General features: G+C 67.7%; 17 protein-coding genes and 1 pseudogene. 10 read left to right on the forward strand and 8 right to left on the reverse strand.

Annotated elements, in window-relative coordinates; all coding sequences use genetic code 11:
* The first annotated feature begins 199 nt into the window (after nucleotides 1-199).
* Entirely contained in the window at nucleotides 200-670 is a 471-nt protein-coding gene (locus tag OEL49_RS14230) for a hemerythrin domain-containing protein (protein ID WP_287875285.1), read from the forward strand.
* On the opposite strand, the gene OEL49_RS14235 is transcribed toward OEL49_RS14230, so the two are convergent.
* Nucleotides 667-1,524 carry a DMT family transporter gene (locus tag OEL49_RS14235; protein WP_287875287.1) on the reverse strand — a complete coding sequence of 286 codons (858 nt, stop codon included), beginning with the start codon at nucleotides 1,522-1,524 and terminating at the stop codon, nucleotides 667-669. The two genes, OEL49_RS14230 and OEL49_RS14235, sit on opposite strands and share 4 nt — an antisense overlap.
* Before the next feature lie 72 nt (nucleotides 1,525-1,596).
* The gene (locus tag OEL49_RS14240) at nucleotides 1,597-2,322 is read right to left on the reverse strand and encodes a YebC/PmpR family DNA-binding transcriptional regulator (RefSeq protein WP_014235604.1); all 726 of its coding nucleotides are present in this window, start codon (nucleotides 2,320-2,322) and stop codon (nucleotides 1,597-1,599) included.
* 68 nt (nucleotides 2,323-2,390) lie between these two features.
* Between OEL49_RS14240 and OEL49_RS14245 the strand changes: the two genes are divergently transcribed.
* Nucleotides 2,391-3,911 carry a helicase HerA-like domain-containing protein gene (locus OEL49_RS14245; RefSeq protein ID WP_287875289.1) on the forward strand — a complete coding sequence of 507 codons (1,521 nt, stop codon included), beginning with the start codon at nucleotides 2,391-2,393 and terminating at the stop codon, nucleotides 3,909-3,911.
* Here OEL49_RS14245 and hemW read toward each other — a convergent pair.
* From hemW to OEL49_RS14275, 6 genes are all read right to left on the reverse strand, one after another.
* Nucleotides 3,908-5,146, reverse strand: coding sequence for a radical SAM family heme chaperone HemW (gene hemW / locus OEL49_RS14250; RefSeq protein ID WP_287875291.1), 1,239 nt, complete (start codon nucleotides 5,144-5,146; stop codon nucleotides 3,908-3,910). The genes OEL49_RS14245 and hemW overlap by 4 nt on opposite strands.
* A 144-nt stretch (nucleotides 5,147-5,290) precedes the next feature.
* Nucleotides 5,291-5,881 carry an RdgB/HAM1 family non-canonical purine NTP pyrophosphatase gene (gene rdgB / locus OEL49_RS14255; RefSeq protein ID WP_014235607.1) on the reverse strand — a complete coding sequence of 197 codons (591 nt, stop codon included), beginning with the start codon at nucleotides 5,879-5,881 and terminating at the stop codon, nucleotides 5,291-5,293.
* 5 nt (nucleotides 5,882-5,886) lie between these two features.
* Nucleotides 5,887-6,795, reverse strand: coding sequence for a hypothetical protein (locus tag OEL49_RS14260; RefSeq protein ID WP_287875293.1), 909 nt, complete (start codon nucleotides 6,793-6,795; stop codon nucleotides 5,887-5,889).
* Nucleotides 6,796-6,808: 13 nt separating this feature from the next.
* A complete protein-coding gene (rph, locus tag OEL49_RS14265) occupies nucleotides 6,809-7,525 on the reverse strand; it encodes a ribonuclease PH (RefSeq protein WP_014235609.1) in 717 nt (238 codons plus the stop codon).
* A 9-nt stretch (nucleotides 7,526-7,534) separates the two neighbouring features.
* Nucleotides 7,535-8,446, reverse strand: coding sequence for a PP2C family protein-serine/threonine phosphatase (locus OEL49_RS14270; RefSeq protein WP_014235610.1), 912 nt, complete (start codon nucleotides 8,444-8,446; stop codon nucleotides 7,535-7,537).
* Nucleotides 8,443-9,408: a serine/threonine protein kinase gene (locus OEL49_RS14275; protein WP_014235611.1), complete on the reverse strand. Its 966-nt coding sequence runs from the start codon at nucleotides 9,406-9,408 to the stop codon at nucleotides 8,443-8,445. Before OEL49_RS14275 ends, OEL49_RS14270 begins: the two co-directional genes overlap by 4 nt.
* 137 nt (nucleotides 9,409-9,545) lie before the next feature.
* Between OEL49_RS14275 and OEL49_RS14280 the strand changes: the two genes are divergently transcribed.
* The 8 genes and pseudogenes from OEL49_RS14280 to OEL49_RS14315 all read left to right on the forward strand — a co-directional run bounded on the left by OEL49_RS14280 (nucleotide 9,546) and on the right by OEL49_RS14315 (nucleotide 17,425).
* On the forward strand, nucleotides 9,546-10,412 hold the full coding sequence (locus OEL49_RS14280) for a YicC/YloC family endoribonuclease (RefSeq protein WP_152090385.1): 867 nt from the start codon (nucleotides 9,546-9,548) through the stop codon (nucleotides 10,410-10,412).
* A gap of 16 nt (nucleotides 10,413-10,428) precedes the next feature.
* Nucleotides 10,429-11,037 (forward strand): guanylate kinase, encoded by a 609-nt coding sequence (gene gmk, locus OEL49_RS14285; protein ID WP_014235613.1) that lies wholly within the window; start codon nucleotides 10,429-10,431, stop codon nucleotides 11,035-11,037.
* 27 nt (nucleotides 11,038-11,064) lie between these two features.
* A pseudogene (rpoZ, locus tag OEL49_RS14290) lies at nucleotides 11,065-11,238 on the forward strand (DNA-directed RNA polymerase subunit omega); the annotation flags it as partial.
* Between the two features lie 64 nt (nucleotides 11,239-11,302).
* On the forward strand, nucleotides 11,303-13,534 hold the full coding sequence (locus tag OEL49_RS14295) for a RelA/SpoT family protein (protein ID WP_014235615.1): 2,232 nt from the start codon (nucleotides 11,303-11,305) through the stop codon (nucleotides 13,532-13,534).
* Nucleotides 13,535-13,539: 5 nt separating this feature from the next.
* Nucleotides 13,540-14,790, forward strand: coding sequence for a D-amino acid dehydrogenase (locus OEL49_RS14300; RefSeq protein WP_014235616.1), 1,251 nt, complete (start codon nucleotides 13,540-13,542; stop codon nucleotides 14,788-14,790).
* Nucleotides 14,791-14,824: 34 nt separating this feature from the next.
* Nucleotides 14,825-15,616, forward strand: coding sequence for an enoyl-CoA hydratase (locus tag OEL49_RS14305; protein WP_014235617.1), 792 nt, complete (start codon nucleotides 14,825-14,827; stop codon nucleotides 15,614-15,616).
* 46 nt (nucleotides 15,617-15,662) lie between these two features.
* Nucleotides 15,663-16,523: a TatD family hydrolase gene (locus OEL49_RS14310; RefSeq protein WP_014235618.1), complete on the forward strand. Its 861-nt coding sequence runs from the start codon at nucleotides 15,663-15,665 to the stop codon at nucleotides 16,521-16,523.
* Nucleotides 16,520-17,425: a bestrophin family protein gene (locus tag OEL49_RS14315; protein ID WP_014235619.1), complete on the forward strand. Its 906-nt coding sequence runs from the start codon at nucleotides 16,520-16,522 to the stop codon at nucleotides 17,423-17,425. The genes OEL49_RS14310 and OEL49_RS14315 overlap by 4 nt, the downstream gene beginning before the upstream one ends.
* Nucleotides 17,426-17,470 lie beyond the last annotated feature (45 nt).

A 17,470-nucleotide genomic window follows, 5' to 3' on the forward strand; every position in this document is an offset into this window, starting at 1 on the left:
GACGCCGCCTGTCGCGCCCGACGGGAGCGCAGGCCCGAAATTTGACACGGGTTAAGGATTCGTCATGGACTCCCGCCCAAATTGGCAGGCATAAAAACCAATTCCCTGTGTCCACACCGTCGCAGGAGGGAGAACCATGTCACTGTTACGCAAAATCTTTGGCGATTCACCGCCGCCGCCCGCCCCCGAGGCCCCGCCCATGCCCGAGCCGGTTCCGGCTACCCGCAGCGGCCCGGCGCCGGGAACCCAGATTCACTACCATCCGGCCCTAGTGCACCAGCTCACCGACGAGCACCTGGTGCTGCTGCAGGCCTTCGGCGCCATCCAGAGCGCCGCCGCCCAGGGCAACCTGGCGGAGGCCGCCTCACTGCTGGAGAAATTCCGGGTACGGCTGCAGGGCCACCTGCTGACCGAGAATGTGCGCCTCTACATCTACCTGGAGCACCAGCTGGCCGGCGATCCCTCCAGCTTCGCCCTGATCCACGAGTTCCGCCAGGAGATGGACGGCATCGGCAAGGCCCTGGCCGCCTTCCTGCGCAAGTACCAGAACCTGGCCGCCGAGCCGGGGTTGGCCCCGGCCTTCGTCGATGAGCTGGCCGGCGTCGGCAAGGTGCTGGTGGAGCGCATCCAGCGCGAGGAAGCGACCCTCTACCCCCTGTACACCGCCTAGGCCCGCCGCGCCAGGTACACGCCGGCCACGGCCAGCCCCATGCCCGCCAGGGCCGGGCCGGAAAGGGTTTCGCCAAAGGCGGCCCAGGCGATGAGGGCGGTGGTGGGCGGCGTCAGGTAGAACAGGCTGGCCACATTGACGGCGCTGCCGCTGCGGATGAGCACGTTGAGCAGGCTGATGGCGCCCACCGACAGCACCAGCACCAGCCACAGCAGGGCGAAAACGAAGGTACCGCTCCAGGCGATCTCCTGGCTCTCGCTGGCGCCGGCCACCAGCAGGGTCAGCACCGCCGTCGGCAGGAACTGGATGACGGCGCCGGAACGCAGGTCGAAGGCAGGGCAGAAGCGCTTCTGGTACAGGGTGCCCAGGGTGATGCCGAGCAGGGCCACCAGGGCCGGAACAATGGCCGGCAGCAGCTCGGCCAGGGGCTGGCTGCCGAACTTGCCGGAAACCACCAGACCCACGCCGCTCAGGCCCAGCACCAGACCCAGCCACTGGCGCCGGCTGACCGCCTCCCTCAGCAGCCAGCCGGCCCCCAGGGCGGTCAGCAGGGGCTGCATGCCCACCACCAGGGCGGTGATGCCGGCCGGCAGACCGCGGTGGATGGCCATGAAGACGCCGCCGAGATAGACCGCATGCAGCAGCACCCCGGAGAAGCCGATGTGCAGCCATTCCTGGCGGGTGGCAGGCCAGGAGGCGCGAAATACAAGGGCCACCGGCAGCATCAGTCCGAGCACCAGGAGATAGCGGGCGCTGAGGAAGGTCAGGGGCTCCGCATAGGGCAGGCCGTACTTGGCGCCGATGAAGCCGGTGCTCCACAGCAGCACGAAGAGAAAGGGCAGAAACTTGCGCACGAGGCCTCGCGACAAAAGAAAAAGCGGCGCCAGGCGCCGCTTTCTCGGGGGAACAAAAGCAGACCGGGCCGATTATTCGTCCATCACGGCGGAGGTGTAAACCTCCTGCACGTCGTCCAGGGACTCCAGGGCGTCGATCAGCTTCTGCATGCGCTGGGCGTCTTCCCCGGTCAGTTCGGATTCGTTCAGCGCCTTCATGGTCACTTCCGCCATCTCGGGCTTGAAGCCGGCCTTCTCCAGGGCTTCCTGCACGTTCAGCAGGTCGTTGGGCGGGGTCAGCACTTCGATGGAGCCGTCGTCGTTGGTGATGATGTCGTCGGCGCCGGCCTCGATGGCCGCATCCATGATGGCGGCCTCGTCGGCGCCGGGGGCGAACAGCATCTGGCCGCAGTGCTTGAACTGGAAGGAAACGCAGCCTTCGGTGCCCATGTTGCCGCCGTACTTGTTGAAGGCGTGGCGCACATCGGCCACGGTGCGCACCCGGTTGTCGGTGAGGCAGTCCACCATCACCGCGGCGCCGCCGATGCCGTAGCCTTCGTAGCGGATTTCCTCATAGCTGACGCCTTCCAGCTGGCCGGTGCCGCGCTTGATGGCGTTGTCGATGTTGTCCTTGGGCATGGATTCGCCCTTGGCCTTTTCCATGGCCAGGCGCAGGCGCGGATTCATGGCCGGATCGCCCCCGCCCATCTTGGCGGCGACGGTGATTTCCTTGATCAGCTTGGTGAAGACCTTGCCCCGCTTGGCGTCCTGACGGCCCTTGCGGTGCTGGATATTGGCCCATTTGGAGTGTCCGGCCATGGCTAACCTCGTAGCGAAAAACTGTTGATAGAATCGGACAATTCTAGCATAGCCACCGGACCCCACTCATGGCCCAGCCCCTTGTCATCGCCCGCCACGCCGCCACCGACCTGGCTCTCCTGCCCGCCCTGGCCAACCGCCACGGCCTCATCACCGGCGCCACCGGCACCGGCAAGACCATCACCCTGCAGGTGCTGGCGGAGCGCTTCTCCAGCATCGGTGTGCCCGTCTTCCTGGCCGACGCCAAGGGCGACCTCTCGGGCCTGGCCGCCGCCGGCAAGACCTCGCCCAAGCTGGAGGAGCGGCTGCACCACCTGGGCGTCACCGACTGGACTCCGACATCCTTCCCCACCGTCTTCTGGGACGTCTTCAGCCAGCAGGGCCACCCGGTGCGGGCCACCATTTCCGACATGGGCCCCCTGCTGCTGGCCCGCCTGCTCAACCTCAACGACACCCAGAGCGGGGTGCTGCAGCTGGTGTTCAAGATCGCCGACGACCAGGGCCTGATGCTGCTGGACCTGAAGGACCTGCGGGCCATGGTGCAGCACGTGGGCGAGCACGCCAAGGAATTCACCAGCGAGTACGGCAACGTCTCCGCCGCCTCCATCGGCGCCATCCAGCGCGCCCTCCTGACCCTGGGCGAACAGGGCGGCGACAGCTTCTTCGGCGAGCCCATGCTGGACATCGCCGATCTCATGCAGACCGACAATGGCAAGGGCGTGGTGAACATCCTGGCGGCGGACAAGCTGATGGGCGCGCCTCGCCTCTATGCCACCTTCCTGCTATGGCTGCTGGCCGAACTGTTCGAGCACCTGCCGGAAGTGGGGGACCTGGAAAAGCCCAAGCTGGTGTTCTTCTTCGACGAAGCCCACCTGCTCTTCAACGAAGCCCCGCCGGCCCTGCTGGAAAAGGTGGAGCAGGTGGTGCGCCTGATCCGCTCCAAGGGCGTCGGCGTGTACTTCGTCACCCAGAACCCCCTGGACATTCCCGACACCGTCCTCGGCCAGCTCGGCAACCGGGTGCAGCACGCCCTGCGCGCCTTCACCCCGCGGGACCAGAAGGCCGTCAAATCCGCCGCCCAGACCCTGCGCGCCAATCCGGCCTTCGACGCCGAGGCGGCCATCACCGAACTGGGTGTCGGCGAAGCCCTGGTCTCCTGCCTGGACGAAAAAGGCCGGCCCAATGTGGTGGAACGGGCCTTCATCCTGCCCCCCGCCTCCCGCATCGGCCCCTTGAGCGCTGAGGAGCGCCAGCAGGCCGTCCGCGATTCCGTGCTGTACGGCCACTATGAACAGGCAGTGGATCGGGAATCGGCCTACGAAATCCTCAAGGGCCGCACCGCACCGCCCGCCCAGGCCCAGCCGGCGCCGGCCTCCCCTGCCCCGCAAGCCAATGGCGGCGGCCTTTTCGGCGGCGTGCTGGGGGATGTGCTGGGCAGCGGCCAAAGCCCCCGCGGCCGCCAGAGCGACTCCGTCCTCACCACCGTCGCCAAGAGCGCCGCCCGCGCCATCGGCTCCCAGATCGGCCGGGAGATCATCCGCGGGGTGCTGGGGTCGATTCTTGGCGGCAGCGGCAGCCGGCGGCGTTAACCCGGCAGGAAGCGTTCCAGCAGGGCGTTGAGGAAGCGCCGGCCCCGCTCGGTCGGGGCGATGCAGTCCGGCCCTAGGGTCAGCAGCCCTTCCCGGGCCGCTTTTTCCAGCTCGCCCCGCACCAGAAGCAGGGGCAGGCCGGTGCGCTGCTCGAAGAGGGCCGGATCGAAGCCCTGGTTGAGGCGCAGGGCGTTCATGAGGAATTCGAAGGGCAGCTCGTCCGCCCCCACGCCGTGCTGCTCCTGTACCGGCTGACCGGCAGCCACCTGCTCCAGGTACTGCTTGGGCTGTTTCCAGCGCATCTGGCGTTGCACCGAGAAGCCGCTGTGGTCCGGCAGGGTCAGCTTGCCATGGGCGCCGGCGCCGATGCCCAGGTAGTCGCCGAAGGTCCAGTAGTTGAGGTTGTGCCGGCACTGATAACCGGGCCGGGCGAAGGCCGAGGTTTCGTAATGCACATAGCCGGCGGCGGCCAGGCAGGCCTCGATGGCGTCCTGCATGTCGGCGCAGGTGTCGCCCTCGGGCAGCTGGGGCGGCCGGGCGGCAAAGAGGGTATTGGGCTCCAGGGTCAGCTGGTAGCAGGAAAGATGGGGTGGCGCAAAGGAGAGGGCCGTCTCCAGGTCTGCCATCGCTTCGGCCTGGGACTGCTGGGGCAGGCCGTACATCAGGTCCAGGTTGAAGCGCTCGAAGTGGGTTTTGGCCAGCTCGATGGCAGCCCTGGCCTCGGCGCTGTCGTGGATGCGCCCCAGGGCCTCAAGGTGCCGGTCGTTGAAGCTCTGGATGCCGAGGGACAGACGATTCACCCCGGCGGCCCGGAAGGCGGCGAACTTGCCCGCCTCGGCGGTGCCCGGGTTGGCCTCCAGGGTCACCTCCGCCTCGGGCAGCAGAGGCAGACGCATGCGCACCGCGTTCAGCAGTTCGTGCAGGGCCTCGCCGGAGAGCAGGCTGGGCGTGCCACCGCCGATGAAAATGGTGGATACCTTGCGTCCCCACACCGAGGGCAGGGCGCTCTCCAGGTCGGCGATAAGGGCCGCCACATAGGCCGCCTCGTCGTTTTCCGGACGGGCCTCATGGGAATTGAAATCGCAATAGGGGCACTTCCTCACGCACCAGGGCACGTGGATGTAGAGCGAGAGGGGCGGCGGACTGGTGAAGTGCAGGGGACTGCCGCCAGCGCGGGTGCTGCCGGCGACGACGATGGGAATGATGCGGGAGGAAGGATGGGAACGGGACGACACGAAAGAAAACCTTTCCGCCCGCAGGCGGCATGATGCGATGGCTGGACGAAGGCGCTTTGAGTCAGGCCGCCGCGGAGCGGCAAGACCGGAACACCCTGCCCTGGACCGCGGCAGCGCCGGAAGGTTTCCCGGAGCCGGCCGGGCTCACAGTTCCAGCTTGAGGCGTTCCAGCAGCCGGGCCATGGCCTGGCCACGATGGGAGAGACGGTTCTTCACCTCGGCGGAGAGTTCGGCCGCCGTCGCCTTCTCCGCCGGCACGTAGAACAGGGGGTCGTAGCCAAAGCCGCCCTCGCCCCGGTACTGGTCGATGATCTCGCCGTGCCACTCGCCCTCGGCCACCAGGGGCTGGGGGTCGTCGCCGTGGCGCACCAGCACCAGCAGGGAGACGAAGTGGGCACGGCGGTCGGCCACGCCCGTGAGGGCCGCCAGCAGCTTCTCGTTGTTGCGGGCATCGGACTTGGGCTCGCCGGCATAGCGGGCCGACTGCACTCCGGGAGCGCCGCCCAACGCCTTGACGCACAGGCCGGAGTCGTCGGCCAGGGCCGGCAGGCCGGTCAGCTGGGCCGCATGGCGGGCCTTGGCCAGGGCGTTTTCGAGGAAGGTGTGGTGGGGCTCCTCCGCCTCCGGCACCCCCAGCTCGCCCTGGGGAATGAGCTGGATGCCCAGGGGTGTCAGCAGGGCCGACAGTTCCTTGAGCTTCTTGGCATTGTTGGAGGCGAGGACAATCTTTTGCATGGGACTCAGTTGATCCGTTGGTAGGGAATGCGTTGCAGTTCCTTGGGCATGGTGTCGCTGCGGCCCAGCAGCACCAGGCCGATGCCGTCGAGCAGGGGCCGGGTGATGCTCCCCCCTTGCAACCGGTAGGCGGTTGGGCCGAAGTTGCCGGCATTGCGGCAGCGGAAGGTCAGGGCATCGTTGGCGAAGTCCGCCTGTACCGCCAGATGCAGCGGAATGGCATCCGGCAGCACATAGCGCACCCCGGGGCCGCCCTCCGGCAGCATCACCGGCTCTTCTCGCTGGATGCGCAGGTTCACCAGTTCCAGCTCCTTGCGCACGATGGCAGCCTGGTCTGCAGCGCAGACCGCGACCAGCGGCGCCGGCGCCCGGTAGCTCACCTGGAAAAGAATCTGCTCGTAGTAGCTGCGATCGAAGCGACTGGTGCTGCGGTAATCGACGAATCCGTCATGCCAGGCCAGCCCGTCGAAGCTGTTGCGCGCATCCAGCCGGTAGCTGCGGGGCAGCACCGGCTTCAGGGTGTTGGCGTGGCGGATGAGCTGGTTGAGGTAGTCGAAGACGGTCTTCAGGTCCTGGTGCAGGCGCTCGGTCAGTTCCAGCTGGCGACGCTGGGTCTCCGCATCATCCACGCTGCGGCAGGCCGCCGCCTGGGCCAGTTCGGCCAGCAGGTCCACCGCCGGCGCTTCGGACACAGCGGTTGCGTCGGCATTGCCGGCAACGGCAACAGGGGCGGCAGGCGGCAGCTGACGCCTGGCTTCGGGCTCGATGTCAGGATAGCGCTGCCCGGAAGAACGCAGACCGGTCACGGCGGGAGACTCCTCGACACCACCCAGGCGCTGATCGAAATCGGCGATGGACTGTTCCAGATCGTCGAGCAGGGCCTTGATCGGGTCGCGGGAGGTTTCCTGGGCCATGACGGGCTCCGAATCAATCCGCCAGGGCGGATTCCTGGGCGTGGATGAGCTGGCGGATGCCGGCTTCGGCCAGGTCCAGCAGCACATTCATCTGCTGCCGGGAGAAGGGCTCGCCTTCGGCCGTGCCCTGGACTTCCACCAGTCCGCCGCTGCCGGTCATGATCACGTTCATGTCGGTGTCGCAGTCGGAATCTTCCGGGTAGTCCAGGTCCAGCACCGGGGTGCCCTTGTAGATGCCGACGGAGATGGCGGCCACGTGTTCCTTGAGAGGGTTTTCGCTCAGCTTGCCGGCGGCCACCAGGGACTGGCAGGCGTCCCACAGGGCCACCCAGGCGCCGGTGATGGAGGCACAGCGGGTGCCGCCGTCGGCCTGCAGCACGTCGCAGTCCAGGGTGATCTGGCGCTCGCCCAGGGCCTTGAGATCGGTGACGGCGCGCAGGGAACGGCCGATGAGGCGCTGGATTTCCTGGGTGCGGCCGGTCTGCTTGCCCTTGGCCGCTTCCCGGGAACTGCGGGTGTGGGTGGAGCGGGGCAGCATGCCGTATTCGGCGGTGACCCAGCCCTGACCCTTGCCGCGCAGGAAGGGCGGCAGGTTTTCCTCGATGCTGGCGGTGCACAGCACCTTGGTGTCGCCCATTTCCACCAGCACCGAACCTTCGGCATGGCGGGTGAAACGGCGGGTGATGCGGACTTGGCGCAGCTGGTCGGCGGCACGTTGGCTGGGACGCATGGAACTTCCTTATTTGGAGAATTTCTGGATGGCGGCGCGGATTTCGTCGATGGCCTTTTCGATCTCGTCGTCAGAAAGATCGGTCTTGTAGGCCGGGTCCCGACCAAATTCGCCGAGCTTGGTGGTCACCGCGTCCAGGGGCATGGTCTGGGTCATCACCGTGCTGGAGGCCTCCTCGCTGTAGCTCTGCTCCCAGCGCACCGCCACCACGGAAAGATTGTCGCCGTAGGGGCCGGAGCGGATTTCCGCCTGGTTGAGCAGCATGGGCACGGCCTGCATCAGGTTGGCCCCCTTCAGGGAGGCGGCCATGACATCGGCCGGCAGCGGCCCCCACAGGCCGTCGGTGCACAGCACCAGGACATCCCCCACTTCCAGGGGGGTCTTGCGGGAGAACTCGATTTCCGGCGGGTTTTCGCCCCCCAGGCAGCTGTACACCTTGTTGCGGTCCGGGTGGGTGGCGGCCTGGGCCTCGCTGATGAGGCCCTCGTCCATCAGCAGGCGCACCCGGGAATGGTCCCGAGTCACCGCCAGCACCTTGCCGTCGCGCATGTGGTAGAGGCGGGAATCGCCGACGTGGGCCCAGTAGGCGATGTTGTCCTGGATCAGGCAGGCGACGCAGGTGGTGCGCGGCGAATCCTTCAGCCGGTGCTCCTGGGAATAGTCCAGGATGGCGTGGTGGGCATTGGTCATGCCCTTCTGCAGGAAGAGGAAGGGATCGGCGATCTCCGGCTGGGCATCCCGCTGGAAGGCCGAGGTCAGGGTCTGCACCGCGATCTGGGAGGCCACCTCGCCGTGGTAATGGCCGCCCATGCCGTCGGCCACCACCATCAGCACCGCCTCCCGCGAGTAGCAGTAGGCGATCCGGTCCTCGTTGTTCTGCCGCTTGCCGATGCGGCTTTCCTGGTAGATGGTGAATTTCATTTAGCAGTCATTCCCTTGATCTTGCCCACCAGATGGCCCAGCCATCCTTCCTTTTCCGCCGCCTTGCTGGCTCCCTGGGCCGGCATGTCCACCGCCTCGGTGAGGGCCTTCTGCAGGGCGAAGACGCTCTGGGGGCGGTACAGGTGGTTGAGGCACAGGCACCAGTCGATGGTCTCCAGCAGCTGGTCCGAATACTGGCCCTCCCAGCGCACCGAGGCCGGCTGCAGCTGGTCCTTCTCCATGCGCGCATCGGCCGCCTGGGGCGCCGCCCCGGCCAGACAGGAGTACATGGAGGCGCCCACCGAATAGATGTCGCTCCAGGGCCCCAGTTCGTCCCGCTTGAAGTAGTGCTCGGGGGAGGCGAAGCCCGGGGTGTACATGGGCTTCAGCATGGGGGTGTCGGAATGCAGGGTCTGGCGGGCGGCGCCGAAGTCGATCAGCACCGGCGTGTTGTCCGCCCGCAGGTAGATGTTGGACGGTTTCAGGTCCAGGTGCAGCAGCTTGTGGGTGTGCACTTCGCGCAGGCCGTTGAGCATGCGGGTGAACACGCCGCGGATGAATTTCTCATGGATGTGGCCGTGGTGCTTCTGGATGAATTCCTGCAGGGTGCGGCCCCGCTCGTATTCCATGACCATATAAACCGTGTCGTTGGCGCGGAAAAAATTCAGCACCTGGATCACGTTGGGATGGTTCAGCTTGGCCAGGGCCCGGCCTTCCTCGAAAAAGCATTTCATGCCGTAGCGGAAGGCAGAAAGATGCTCCTGGGAAATGACCGGCTTGGTCTGCCCCTCGGAGCGCAGGGCCAGGCTGGCCGGCAGGTATTCCTTGATGGCCACCGCCTTGCCGCTGGCATCGTGGGCCAGGTAAACAATGGAAAAACCGCCGACCGAAATCTGCTTTTCGATGCGGTAGTCTTCCAGTTGGAATCCGGCAGGGAGGGGGTGATTGGCTTGTGACGCCATGAAGTCCGAAGCTAAGATAGCGCCTCAGGCGCACTGCGCGCATTGTCAGGCTTTGCCAACGGACTGTAAAGAAGCCTCAAGAAGCCCCTCCCAGGCCCGCCGTCCGGGCCGGCACACCCCACACAGCAAGGAATTCCATGATCTACAGTATGACCGGCTATGCCGCCAAAACCCGGGAAGTGGCAGGCGGCTCCCTGCACCTGGAACTGCGCAGCGTCAATTCCCGCTTCCTCGACATCCATTTCCGCATCGTGGACGACCTGCGGGTGCTGGAGCCGGCCCTGCGCGAAGCCATCACCGCCAAGCTGGCCCGGGGCAAGGTGGAACTGCGCCTCAACCTGGTCGCCAGCCAGAGCCAGAACCGCCAACTGGCCATCAACGCCGACCTGCTGACCCAGTTGCAGGCCCTGGAAGGCCAAGTCCGCCAGACCCTGCCCAACGCCGCCGCCCTGTCGGTGGCCGAAGTGCTGCGCTGGCCCGGCATGCTGGGCGAGCCGGAGGTGGATACGGCCGCCCTGCACGCCGCCGTCCAGGCCACCCTGAAGGAAGCCCTGGAGGACTTCACCGCCAGCCGGGCCCGGGAAGGCGCCAAGCTGGCCGCCATGATCCAGGAGCGGGTGGACAAGATCCGCGCCACCGTGGCCGCCGTTGCCCCCCTCATTCCCCAGGCCCAGGCCGCCTACCAGGACAAGCTCAAGCAGCGTCTGGTGGAGGCCCTGGGCAGCGCCGACGACGAACGGGTACGCCAGGAAGTGGTGCTGTACGCCACCCGTATCGACGTGGACGAGGAACTGTCCCGCCTGCAGGCCCATCTCACCGAGGTGGAGCGCATCCTCAAGGCCGGCGGCAACGCCGGCAAGCGCCTCGACTTCCTCATGCAGGAACTGAACCGGGAGGCCAACACCCTGGGCTCCAAGTCGGTCCTCAGCGAAGTCTCCAAGGCCTCCATGGACCTGAAGCTGCTCATCGAGCAGATGCGCGAACAGATCCAGAACATCGAATAAGGAAAGGGACGCCAGCATGAGCGGCCATCTCTACATCGTCACCGCCCCCTCCGGCGCCGGCAAGACCACCCTGGTCCGCCTGCTGCTGCAGAACGACCCGGCCATCGGCCTCTCCGTCTCCCACACCACCCGGGCGCCCCGCACCGGGGAGGAGAACGGCCAGGCCTACCACTTCACCGACGTGGCCGATTTCCTGGCCCGGGTGGACCGGGGCGAATTCCTCGAATGGGCCGAGGTGCACGGCAACTACTACGGCACCTCGCGCACCTGGATCGAACAGCAGCTGACCTCCGGCCGCGACGTGCTGCTGGAGATCGACTGGCAGGGCGCCCAGCAGGTGCGCAAGGTGTTCGGCGACGCCATCGGCGTCTTCATCCTGCCGCCCTCCATGGAAGAACTGGCCCGCCGCCTGGCCGGCCGCGGCACCGACAGCGAGGACGTCATCGCCCGCCGTCTGGCCGCCGCCCGCGACGAGATGCGGCATGTGGGCGAATTCGACTATGTTATTATTAACAACGACCTGCAGACGGCCCTCAGCGACCTGCTGGCCGTGGTGCGCGCAACGCGCTTGAAGCTTCCCGTGCAGCAGGAACGCCACGCTTCGCTGTTCGCCTCGCTGCTCTAAATTTTCCGCTTTTTGATTGGATGGACCATGGCCCGCATTACCGTTGAAGACTGCCTGAAACAAATCCCCAACCGCTTCCAGATGACCCTGGCCGCCACCTACCGGGCCCGCCAGATCGCCAATGGTTCCACCCCCATGCAGGAACCGAGCAAGGACAAGCCCACCGTCATCGCCCTGCGCGAACTGGCTGCCGGCCAGATCGGCCTGGAAATCCTCAACCGCGGTCAGGCCTGACCCCGGGCCCGGGCGGGTAAGGTGAACCGGTATGGATACTGCAACCGACCCCGCCCCGGCCAAACCGTCTGCATCTTCCGCCGCGCCCTTCGCGCCGGCACCTGACCCGGCGGCGCCGCCGACCCCCTACCCGTTCAACGACGACCCGGCCTACCGGGTCTTCCTGGACAGCCTCGACTACCTGAAACCGGAAGAGATCGCCAAGATCAAGGAGGCCTTTGCCTTCGGCGAAGCCGCTCACCGGGGCCAGAAGCGCCTTTCCGGCGAACCCTACATCACCCACCCCCTGGCCGTGGCCGGGGCCATTGCCGAATGGCGGCTGGATTCTACCGCCATCATCGCCGCCCTCCTGCACGACACCATGGAGGACACGGGCATCTCCAAGGAGGAGCTGACCGAACGCTTCGGCAAGGGCGTGGCCGACCTGGTGGACGGCCTCTCCAAGCTCGACAAGATCGAGTTCTCCTCCTACCAGGAGGCCCAGGCGGAAAACTTCCGCAAGATGCTCCTGGCCATGGCCAAGGACCTGCGGGTCATCCTCATCAAGCTCACCGACCGTCTGCACAACATGCAGACCCTGGGCTGCATGCGTCCGGACAAGCGCCGCCGCATCGCCCTGGAGACCCTGGAGATATACGCCCCCATCGCCAACCGGCTGGGGCTGAACACGGTCTACCGGGAGCTGCAGGACCTCTCCTTCAAGCACACCCACCCGATGCGCTACCAGGTGCTGCTGAAGGCCGTCATGGCGGCCCGGGGCAACCGGCGCGAGGTGCTGTCGAAGATTCTCGACGGGGTCCAGAGCAAGATGCGGGACTCGGGCATCGAGGCCCAGGTCTTCGGCCGGGAGAAGAGCCTCTATTCCATCTACCGCAAGATGGTGGAAAAGCGCCTCTCCTTCTCCCAGGTGCTGGACATCTACGGCTTCCGCGTGGTGGTCAAGGACGTGCCCAGCTGCTACCTGGGCCTGGGCGCCCTGCACGCCCTGTACAAGCCCCTGCCGGGCAAGTTCAAGGACTACATCGCCATCCCCAAGGCCAACGGCTACCAGTCCCTGCACACCACTCTGATCGGCCCCTACGGCATGCCGGTGGAAGTGCAGCTGCGCACCGAGGAAATGCACCACATGGCCCAGGAGGGCGTGGCCTCCCACTGGCTGTACAAGGACACGGAGAAGAGCGCCGCCGAGCTGCAGTACCAGACCCACCGCTGGCTGCAGTCCCTGCTGGAGCTGCAGAGCACCGCCGGCGACTCGGCTGAGTTCTTCGAGCACGTCAAGATCGACCTCTTCCCCGACGAGGTCTATGTCTTCTCGCCCAAGGGCAAAATTTTCTCCCTGCCCAAGGGCGCCACCCCAGTGGACTTCGCCTACGCGGTGCACACGGACGTGGGCAACCGCTGCGTCGCCGCCAAGATCAACTACGAGCTGATGCCACTGCGCAGCGAGCTCAACAGCGGCGACCAGGTGGAAATCGTCACCGCCGCCCATGCCAATCCCAATCCGGCCTGGCTCTCGTATGTGAAGACCGGCCGCGCCCGCAGCAAGATCCGCCACTTCCTGAAGACCCGCCAGCACGAGGAATCCGCCGCCCTGGGCGAGCGCCTGCTCAACCAGGAACTGTTCGGCCTCGGCATCACCCCCTCGGAACTGCCGGACGCCAGCTGGGAAGCGGTGCTCAAGGAAGGGGGCAGCAAGTCCGTCAAGGAGGTGTACACCGACATCGGCCTGGGCAGGCGCCTGGCCGCCGTGGTGGCGCGCCGCCTGCTGGCCCACGAGGCGGCCCTGCCCAACGCGGAACCGGCACCCCACACCTCGGTGGTGATCCGCGGCACCGAGGGCATGGCCATCCAGCTGGCCCATTGCTGCCGCCCGATCCCGGGCGACCCCATCATCGGCTCCATCAAGAAGGGCCAGGGCCTGGTGGTGCATACCCATGACTGCGCCGTCATCCGCAAGTCCCGCAGTGCCGAACCCCAGCGCTGGATCGACGTGGAGTGGGAACCGGAACCGGGCAAGCTGTTCGACGTGGACATCCACGTCGCCGCCCGCAACGCCCGCGGCGTGCTGGCCAAGGTGGCCACCGAGATCGCCGAGTCCGGCTCCAACATCGAGAAGGTCTCCATGGCCCCCGATCCGGGCTTCTACACCACCCTCAACTTCACCGTGCAGGTGGCCAACCGGGCCCACCTGGCCCGGGTCCTGCGGGCCGTGCGCCTGATTCCCGAAGTGGTGCGCATCACCCGGGAACGCCAGGAGGAATAGGCCGGGTGCGTGTTCTCGTCCTCGGCGCCGGCGTCGTCGGCGTCACCAGTGCCTGGTTCCTGGCCGAGGCCGGCCACGAAGTCACGGTGGTGGACCGCCAGCCCGGCGCCGCCCTGGAAACCAGCTTCGCCAACGGCGGCCAGATTTCCGTCTGCCACGCCGAGCCCTGGGCCAATCCCCGGGCCCCCTTCAAGGCCCTGGAATGGCTGGGCAAGGAAGACGCCCCCCTGCTCTTCCGCCTGCGCTACGACCCGGCCCTCTTCGCCTGGAGCCTGCGCTTCCTCGCCAACTGCCCGCCCGGGGCCACCCGCCGCAACATCCGCGACATCATCGCCCTCGCCCTCTACAGCCGGCAGCGGCTGCAGGCCCTGCGCCAGGCCCTGCCCCTGGACTACGACCAGCGCTGCCAGGGCATCCTGCACATCTTCACCCAGGCCGCCGAGTTCGAGGCCGCCTGCCACGCCGCCGCCCTGATGCGGGAATTCGGGGTGGACCGGGAGCCGGTGGACGCCGCCCGCTGCGTCGCCATCGAGCCGGCCCTGGCCGCGGTGCAAGGGCGCCTGGCTGGTGGCGACTACACCCCCAGCGACGAATCCGGCGACGCCCACCGCTTCACCCAGCGCCTGGCCGAGGCCGCCGCCGCCCGGGGCGTGCAGTTCCGCTACAACTGCCCGGTGGAGAAGATTGCCAGCGCCGGCGGCCGGGTGGCCGGCGTCGTCGCCGGCGGCGACCTGCTCCTGGCCGACGCCTACGTGGTGGCCCTGGGCAGCTATTCCCCGGCCCTGCTCAAGCCCGCCGGGGTCAAGGCCTGCGTCTATCCGGGCAAGGGCTATTCCGCCACCATCGCCCTCTCCCCGGACAGCGTCGCCCCCAGCGTCAGCATCACCGACGACGAACGCAAGATCGTCATGTCCCGCCTCGGCAACCGCCTGCGGGTGGCCGGCACGGCGGAGTTCAACGGCCACAACCTGGACCTCACCCCGGTGCGCTGCGAGGCCCTGCTGCGGCGCGCCCTGGAACTGTTCCCCCAGCTGCGCCCCGACGGCGACCCGCTCTACTGGTGCGGCCTGCGCCCGGTGACGCCCTCCAACGTGCCCCTCATCGGTCGCACCCGCCTGTCCAACCTGTGGCTCAACACCGGCCACGGCACCCTGGGCTGGACCCTGTCCTGCGGCTCCGCCGCGGCCCTGGCGGACCTCATTTCCGGCCGCCGGCCGGAACCGGATTTCCCGTTCCTCGGAACGACAAAACAATAAACCCATAAAAACCACCACCCAAAGGAGACAACCCATGAGCACCGTGCTTTCCCACCTGGAGGACGGGGTCCTGACCCTGACCCTGAACCGCCCCGAGGCCCTCAACGCCCTCAACCTGGCCATGATCGAGGACCTGCGCGCCGCCACCGCCCGGGCCGAGCACGACGAGGCCGTCGGCGCCGTGGTCCTGCGCGGCGGCGAGCACTTCATGGCCGGTGGCGACCTCAAGTGGTTCCACAGCCAGCTGGCCCTGCCGCCGGCGGAACGCCAGGCCCTCTTCGAACAGACCATCGCCGCCGTGCACGCCACCACCCTGCAGGTGCGCCGCATGGGCAAACCCGTAGTGGCCTCGGTCAGCGGTGCCGCCGCCGGCTTCGGCCTGTCCCTGATGCTGGCCTGCGACCTGGCGGTGGCCGCCGACAACGCCTATTTCACCCTGGCCTACTGCCACATCGGCCTTTCCCCCGACGGCGGCGCCACCTGGTTCCTGCCCCGGGCCGTGGGGGCCAAGCGGGCCGCCGAGATCGCCCTGCTGGGGGACCGTTTCGATGCCGCCCAGGCCAGGGAGTGGGGCCTCATCAACCGGGTGGTGCCCGCCGCCGAGCTGGAGGCCGAGAGCGCCAAGCTGGCCCGCCGCCTGGCCGCCGGTCCGCGCCAGGCCCTGGCCCGCACCAAGGCCCTGCTGCAGGCTTCCAGCGGCAATTCCCTGCCGGAGCAGCTGTTCGCCGAACAGGGCAACTTCGCCGCCTGCTCCGTCCATCCCGACTTCGCCGAAGGTCTGGGCGCCTTCCTGGAAAAGCGCAAACCGGCCTTCGGCCAGAAGTGAGGCAGGGCGGGCCTCTCCGCCCGGCCTGCCCGGACAGCCAGATTCCATGCTGATCGACACCCACTGCCACCTGGACGCGGCGGAATTCGCCACTGACCGGGATGCCATCTTCAAGGATGGCGTCGCGGTTGGCGTCCAGGCCATGGTGGTGCCGGCAGTGGCTGCCGCCACTTTCGCCGAGGTGCGCGCCTGCTGCCTCGCCTATCCGGGCTGCGCGCCCGCCTACGGCATCCATCCCCTGTACACGCCGGCGGCCCGGGAGGAAGACCTCACCACCCTGCGCCGCTGGCTGGCCGAGGAGCGGGATGGCCCCCTGGCGCCGCTGGCGGTGGGCGAGATCGGCCTCGACCTGTACGTGCCCGAACTGCAGCAGGGCGAGGCCCTGGCGCGGCAGCAGCACTTCTTCGCCGAACAGCTGAAGCTTGCCGTGGAGTTCGACCTGCCGGTGATCCTCCACGTGCGCCGGGCCCTGGACCCCATTCTCAAGCAGCTGCGCCGCTACCGGCCCCGGGGCGGCATCGCCCATGCCTTCAACGGCAGCCGGCAGCAGGCCGACGAATTCATCAAGCTCGGCTTCAAGCTGGGCTTCGGCGGCGCCATGACCTTCAGCGGCTCCACCCGCATCCGGGAACTGGCCGCCACCCTGCCCCTGGAAGCCCTGGTCCTGGAAACGGACGCCCCCGACATTCCCCCGGCCTTTCTCACCGCGGAGAGCCCGGACCGGCGCAACAAGCCCGCCTACCTGCCCCGCTTCGCCGCTCTCCTGGCCGAGCTGCGGGGCATGCCGACCGCCGCGCTGATCGCCGCCACCGGCGCCAACGCCCGCGCCACCCTGCCCGGCCTGGTCGTACTGGCGAGCGCCGGCAGCGCCAACCCGACCACCACTCCACCGACTGCCTCGACATGATCGTCCGCGAACGCCCCAGCCTGCTCCGTCTCTTTTTCATCTGGCGCGGCTCGGTGGTGCCCCACGTGCTGCCCCAGATCGTCTTCACCACCAGCTTCGCCGTGCTCATCACCTGGGGCGCCCAGCACTTCGGCCACCTCTTCCCCGACTATTCCGCCGCCCCCTTCGCCCTGCTCGGCCTGGCCTTTTCCATCTTCCTCGGCTTTCGCAACAGCGCCTGCTACGACCGCTGGTGGGAAGCGCGCAAGCAGTGGGGCGGCCTCATCGTCGAACTGCGCTCCCTGGCCCGGGATAGCCTGGTGCTGGAGGCGGAACCCCGGCGCCTCCTGGTGCGCCGCAGCCTGGCCTTCGCCCACGCCCTGGCCGCCCGTCTGCGGGGCCGGGACGCAGTCCTGGAAGCCGCACCCTTCCTGCCTCCCGGCGAGGCCGAGCGCCTTGCCCAGAGCCGCAATCCGGCCGATGCCCTGCTGCGCCAGTGCGGCCACGACCTGGTCCAGGCCCGGCAACGGGACGGCCTCGGCGACATCGTCTACCAGGGTCTGACCCAGCGCCTGCACGCCCTCTCCGGCATCCAGGCCGCCTGCGAGCGCATCCGCTTCACCCCCCTGCCCTTCGCCTACACCCTGCTGCTGCACCGCACCGCCCACCTCTTCTGCCTGCTGCTGCCCTTCGGCCTGGCCCGTTCCGTCGGCTGGGCCACGCCCCTGCTGACGGCGGTGCTGGCCTACACCTTCTTCGGCCTGGACGCGCTGGGGGACGAACTGGAAGAGCCCTTCGGCACCCTGGAAAACGACCTGCCCCTGGATGCCATGGTGCGCATGCTGGAAGGAGACCTGGGCGAAGCCCTGGGCGAGACCGACCTGCCGCCCCTGCTGCAGCCCCAGGGCTACGTGCTGCTCTAGGCGGCGCTCACGGCCGATGCTGGTCCCGCCTCCGCCTGGGGGTAA

The organism is Azospira sp. (assembly GCF_030247495.1).
GTDB classification, from domain to species: domain Bacteria; phylum Pseudomonadota; class Gammaproteobacteria; order Burkholderiales; family Rhodocyclaceae; genus Azospira; species Azospira oryzae.

What these genes read in the sequence shown, in the direction of transcription:
- OEL49_RS14230 (WP_287875285.1), top strand. Translation starts at nt 200, where the DNA reads ATGCCCGAGCCGGTTCCGGCTACCCGCAGCGGCCCGGCGCCGGGAACC.
- OEL49_RS14240 (WP_014235604.1), bottom strand. Translation starts at nt 2,322, where the DNA reads ATGGCCGGACACTCCAAATGGGCCAATATCCAGCACCGCAAGGGCCGT.
- OEL49_RS14245 (WP_287875289.1), top strand. Translation starts at nt 2,391, where the DNA reads ATGGCCCAGCCCCTTGTCATCGCCCGCCACGCCGCCACCGACCTGGCT.
- rdgB (WP_014235607.1), bottom strand. Translation starts at nt 5,881, where the DNA reads ATGCAAAAGATTGTCCTCGCCTCCAACAATGCCAAGAAGCTCAAGGAA.
- OEL49_RS14260 (WP_287875293.1), bottom strand. Translation starts at nt 6,795, where the DNA reads ATGGCCCAGGAAACCTCCCGCGACCCGATCAAGGCCCTGCTCGACGAT.
- rph (WP_014235609.1), bottom strand. Translation starts at nt 7,525, where the DNA reads ATGCGTCCCAGCCAACGTGCCGCCGACCAGCTGCGCCAAGTCCGCATC.
- OEL49_RS14270 (WP_014235610.1), bottom strand. Translation starts at nt 8,446, where the DNA reads ATGAAATTCACCATCTACCAGGAAAGCCGCATCGGCAAGCGGCAGAAC.
- OEL49_RS14275 (WP_014235611.1), bottom strand. Translation starts at nt 9,408, where the DNA reads ATGGCGTCACAAGCCAATCACCCCCTCCCTGCCGGATTCCAACTGGAA.
- OEL49_RS14280 (WP_152090385.1), top strand. Translation starts at nt 9,546, where the DNA reads ATGATCTACAGTATGACCGGCTATGCCGCCAAAACCCGGGAAGTGGCA.
- gmk (WP_014235613.1), top strand. Translation starts at nt 10,429, where the DNA reads ATGAGCGGCCATCTCTACATCGTCACCGCCCCCTCCGGCGCCGGCAAG.
- OEL49_RS14295 (WP_014235615.1), top strand. Translation starts at nt 11,303, where the DNA reads ATGGATACTGCAACCGACCCCGCCCCGGCCAAACCGTCTGCATCTTCC.
- OEL49_RS14305 (WP_014235617.1), top strand. Translation starts at nt 14,825, where the DNA reads ATGAGCACCGTGCTTTCCCACCTGGAGGACGGGGTCCTGACCCTGACC.
- OEL49_RS14310 (WP_014235618.1), top strand. Translation starts at nt 15,663, where the DNA reads ATGCTGATCGACACCCACTGCCACCTGGACGCGGCGGAATTCGCCACT.
- OEL49_RS14315 (WP_014235619.1), top strand. Translation starts at nt 16,520, where the DNA reads ATGATCGTCCGCGAACGCCCCAGCCTGCTCCGTCTCTTTTTCATCTGG.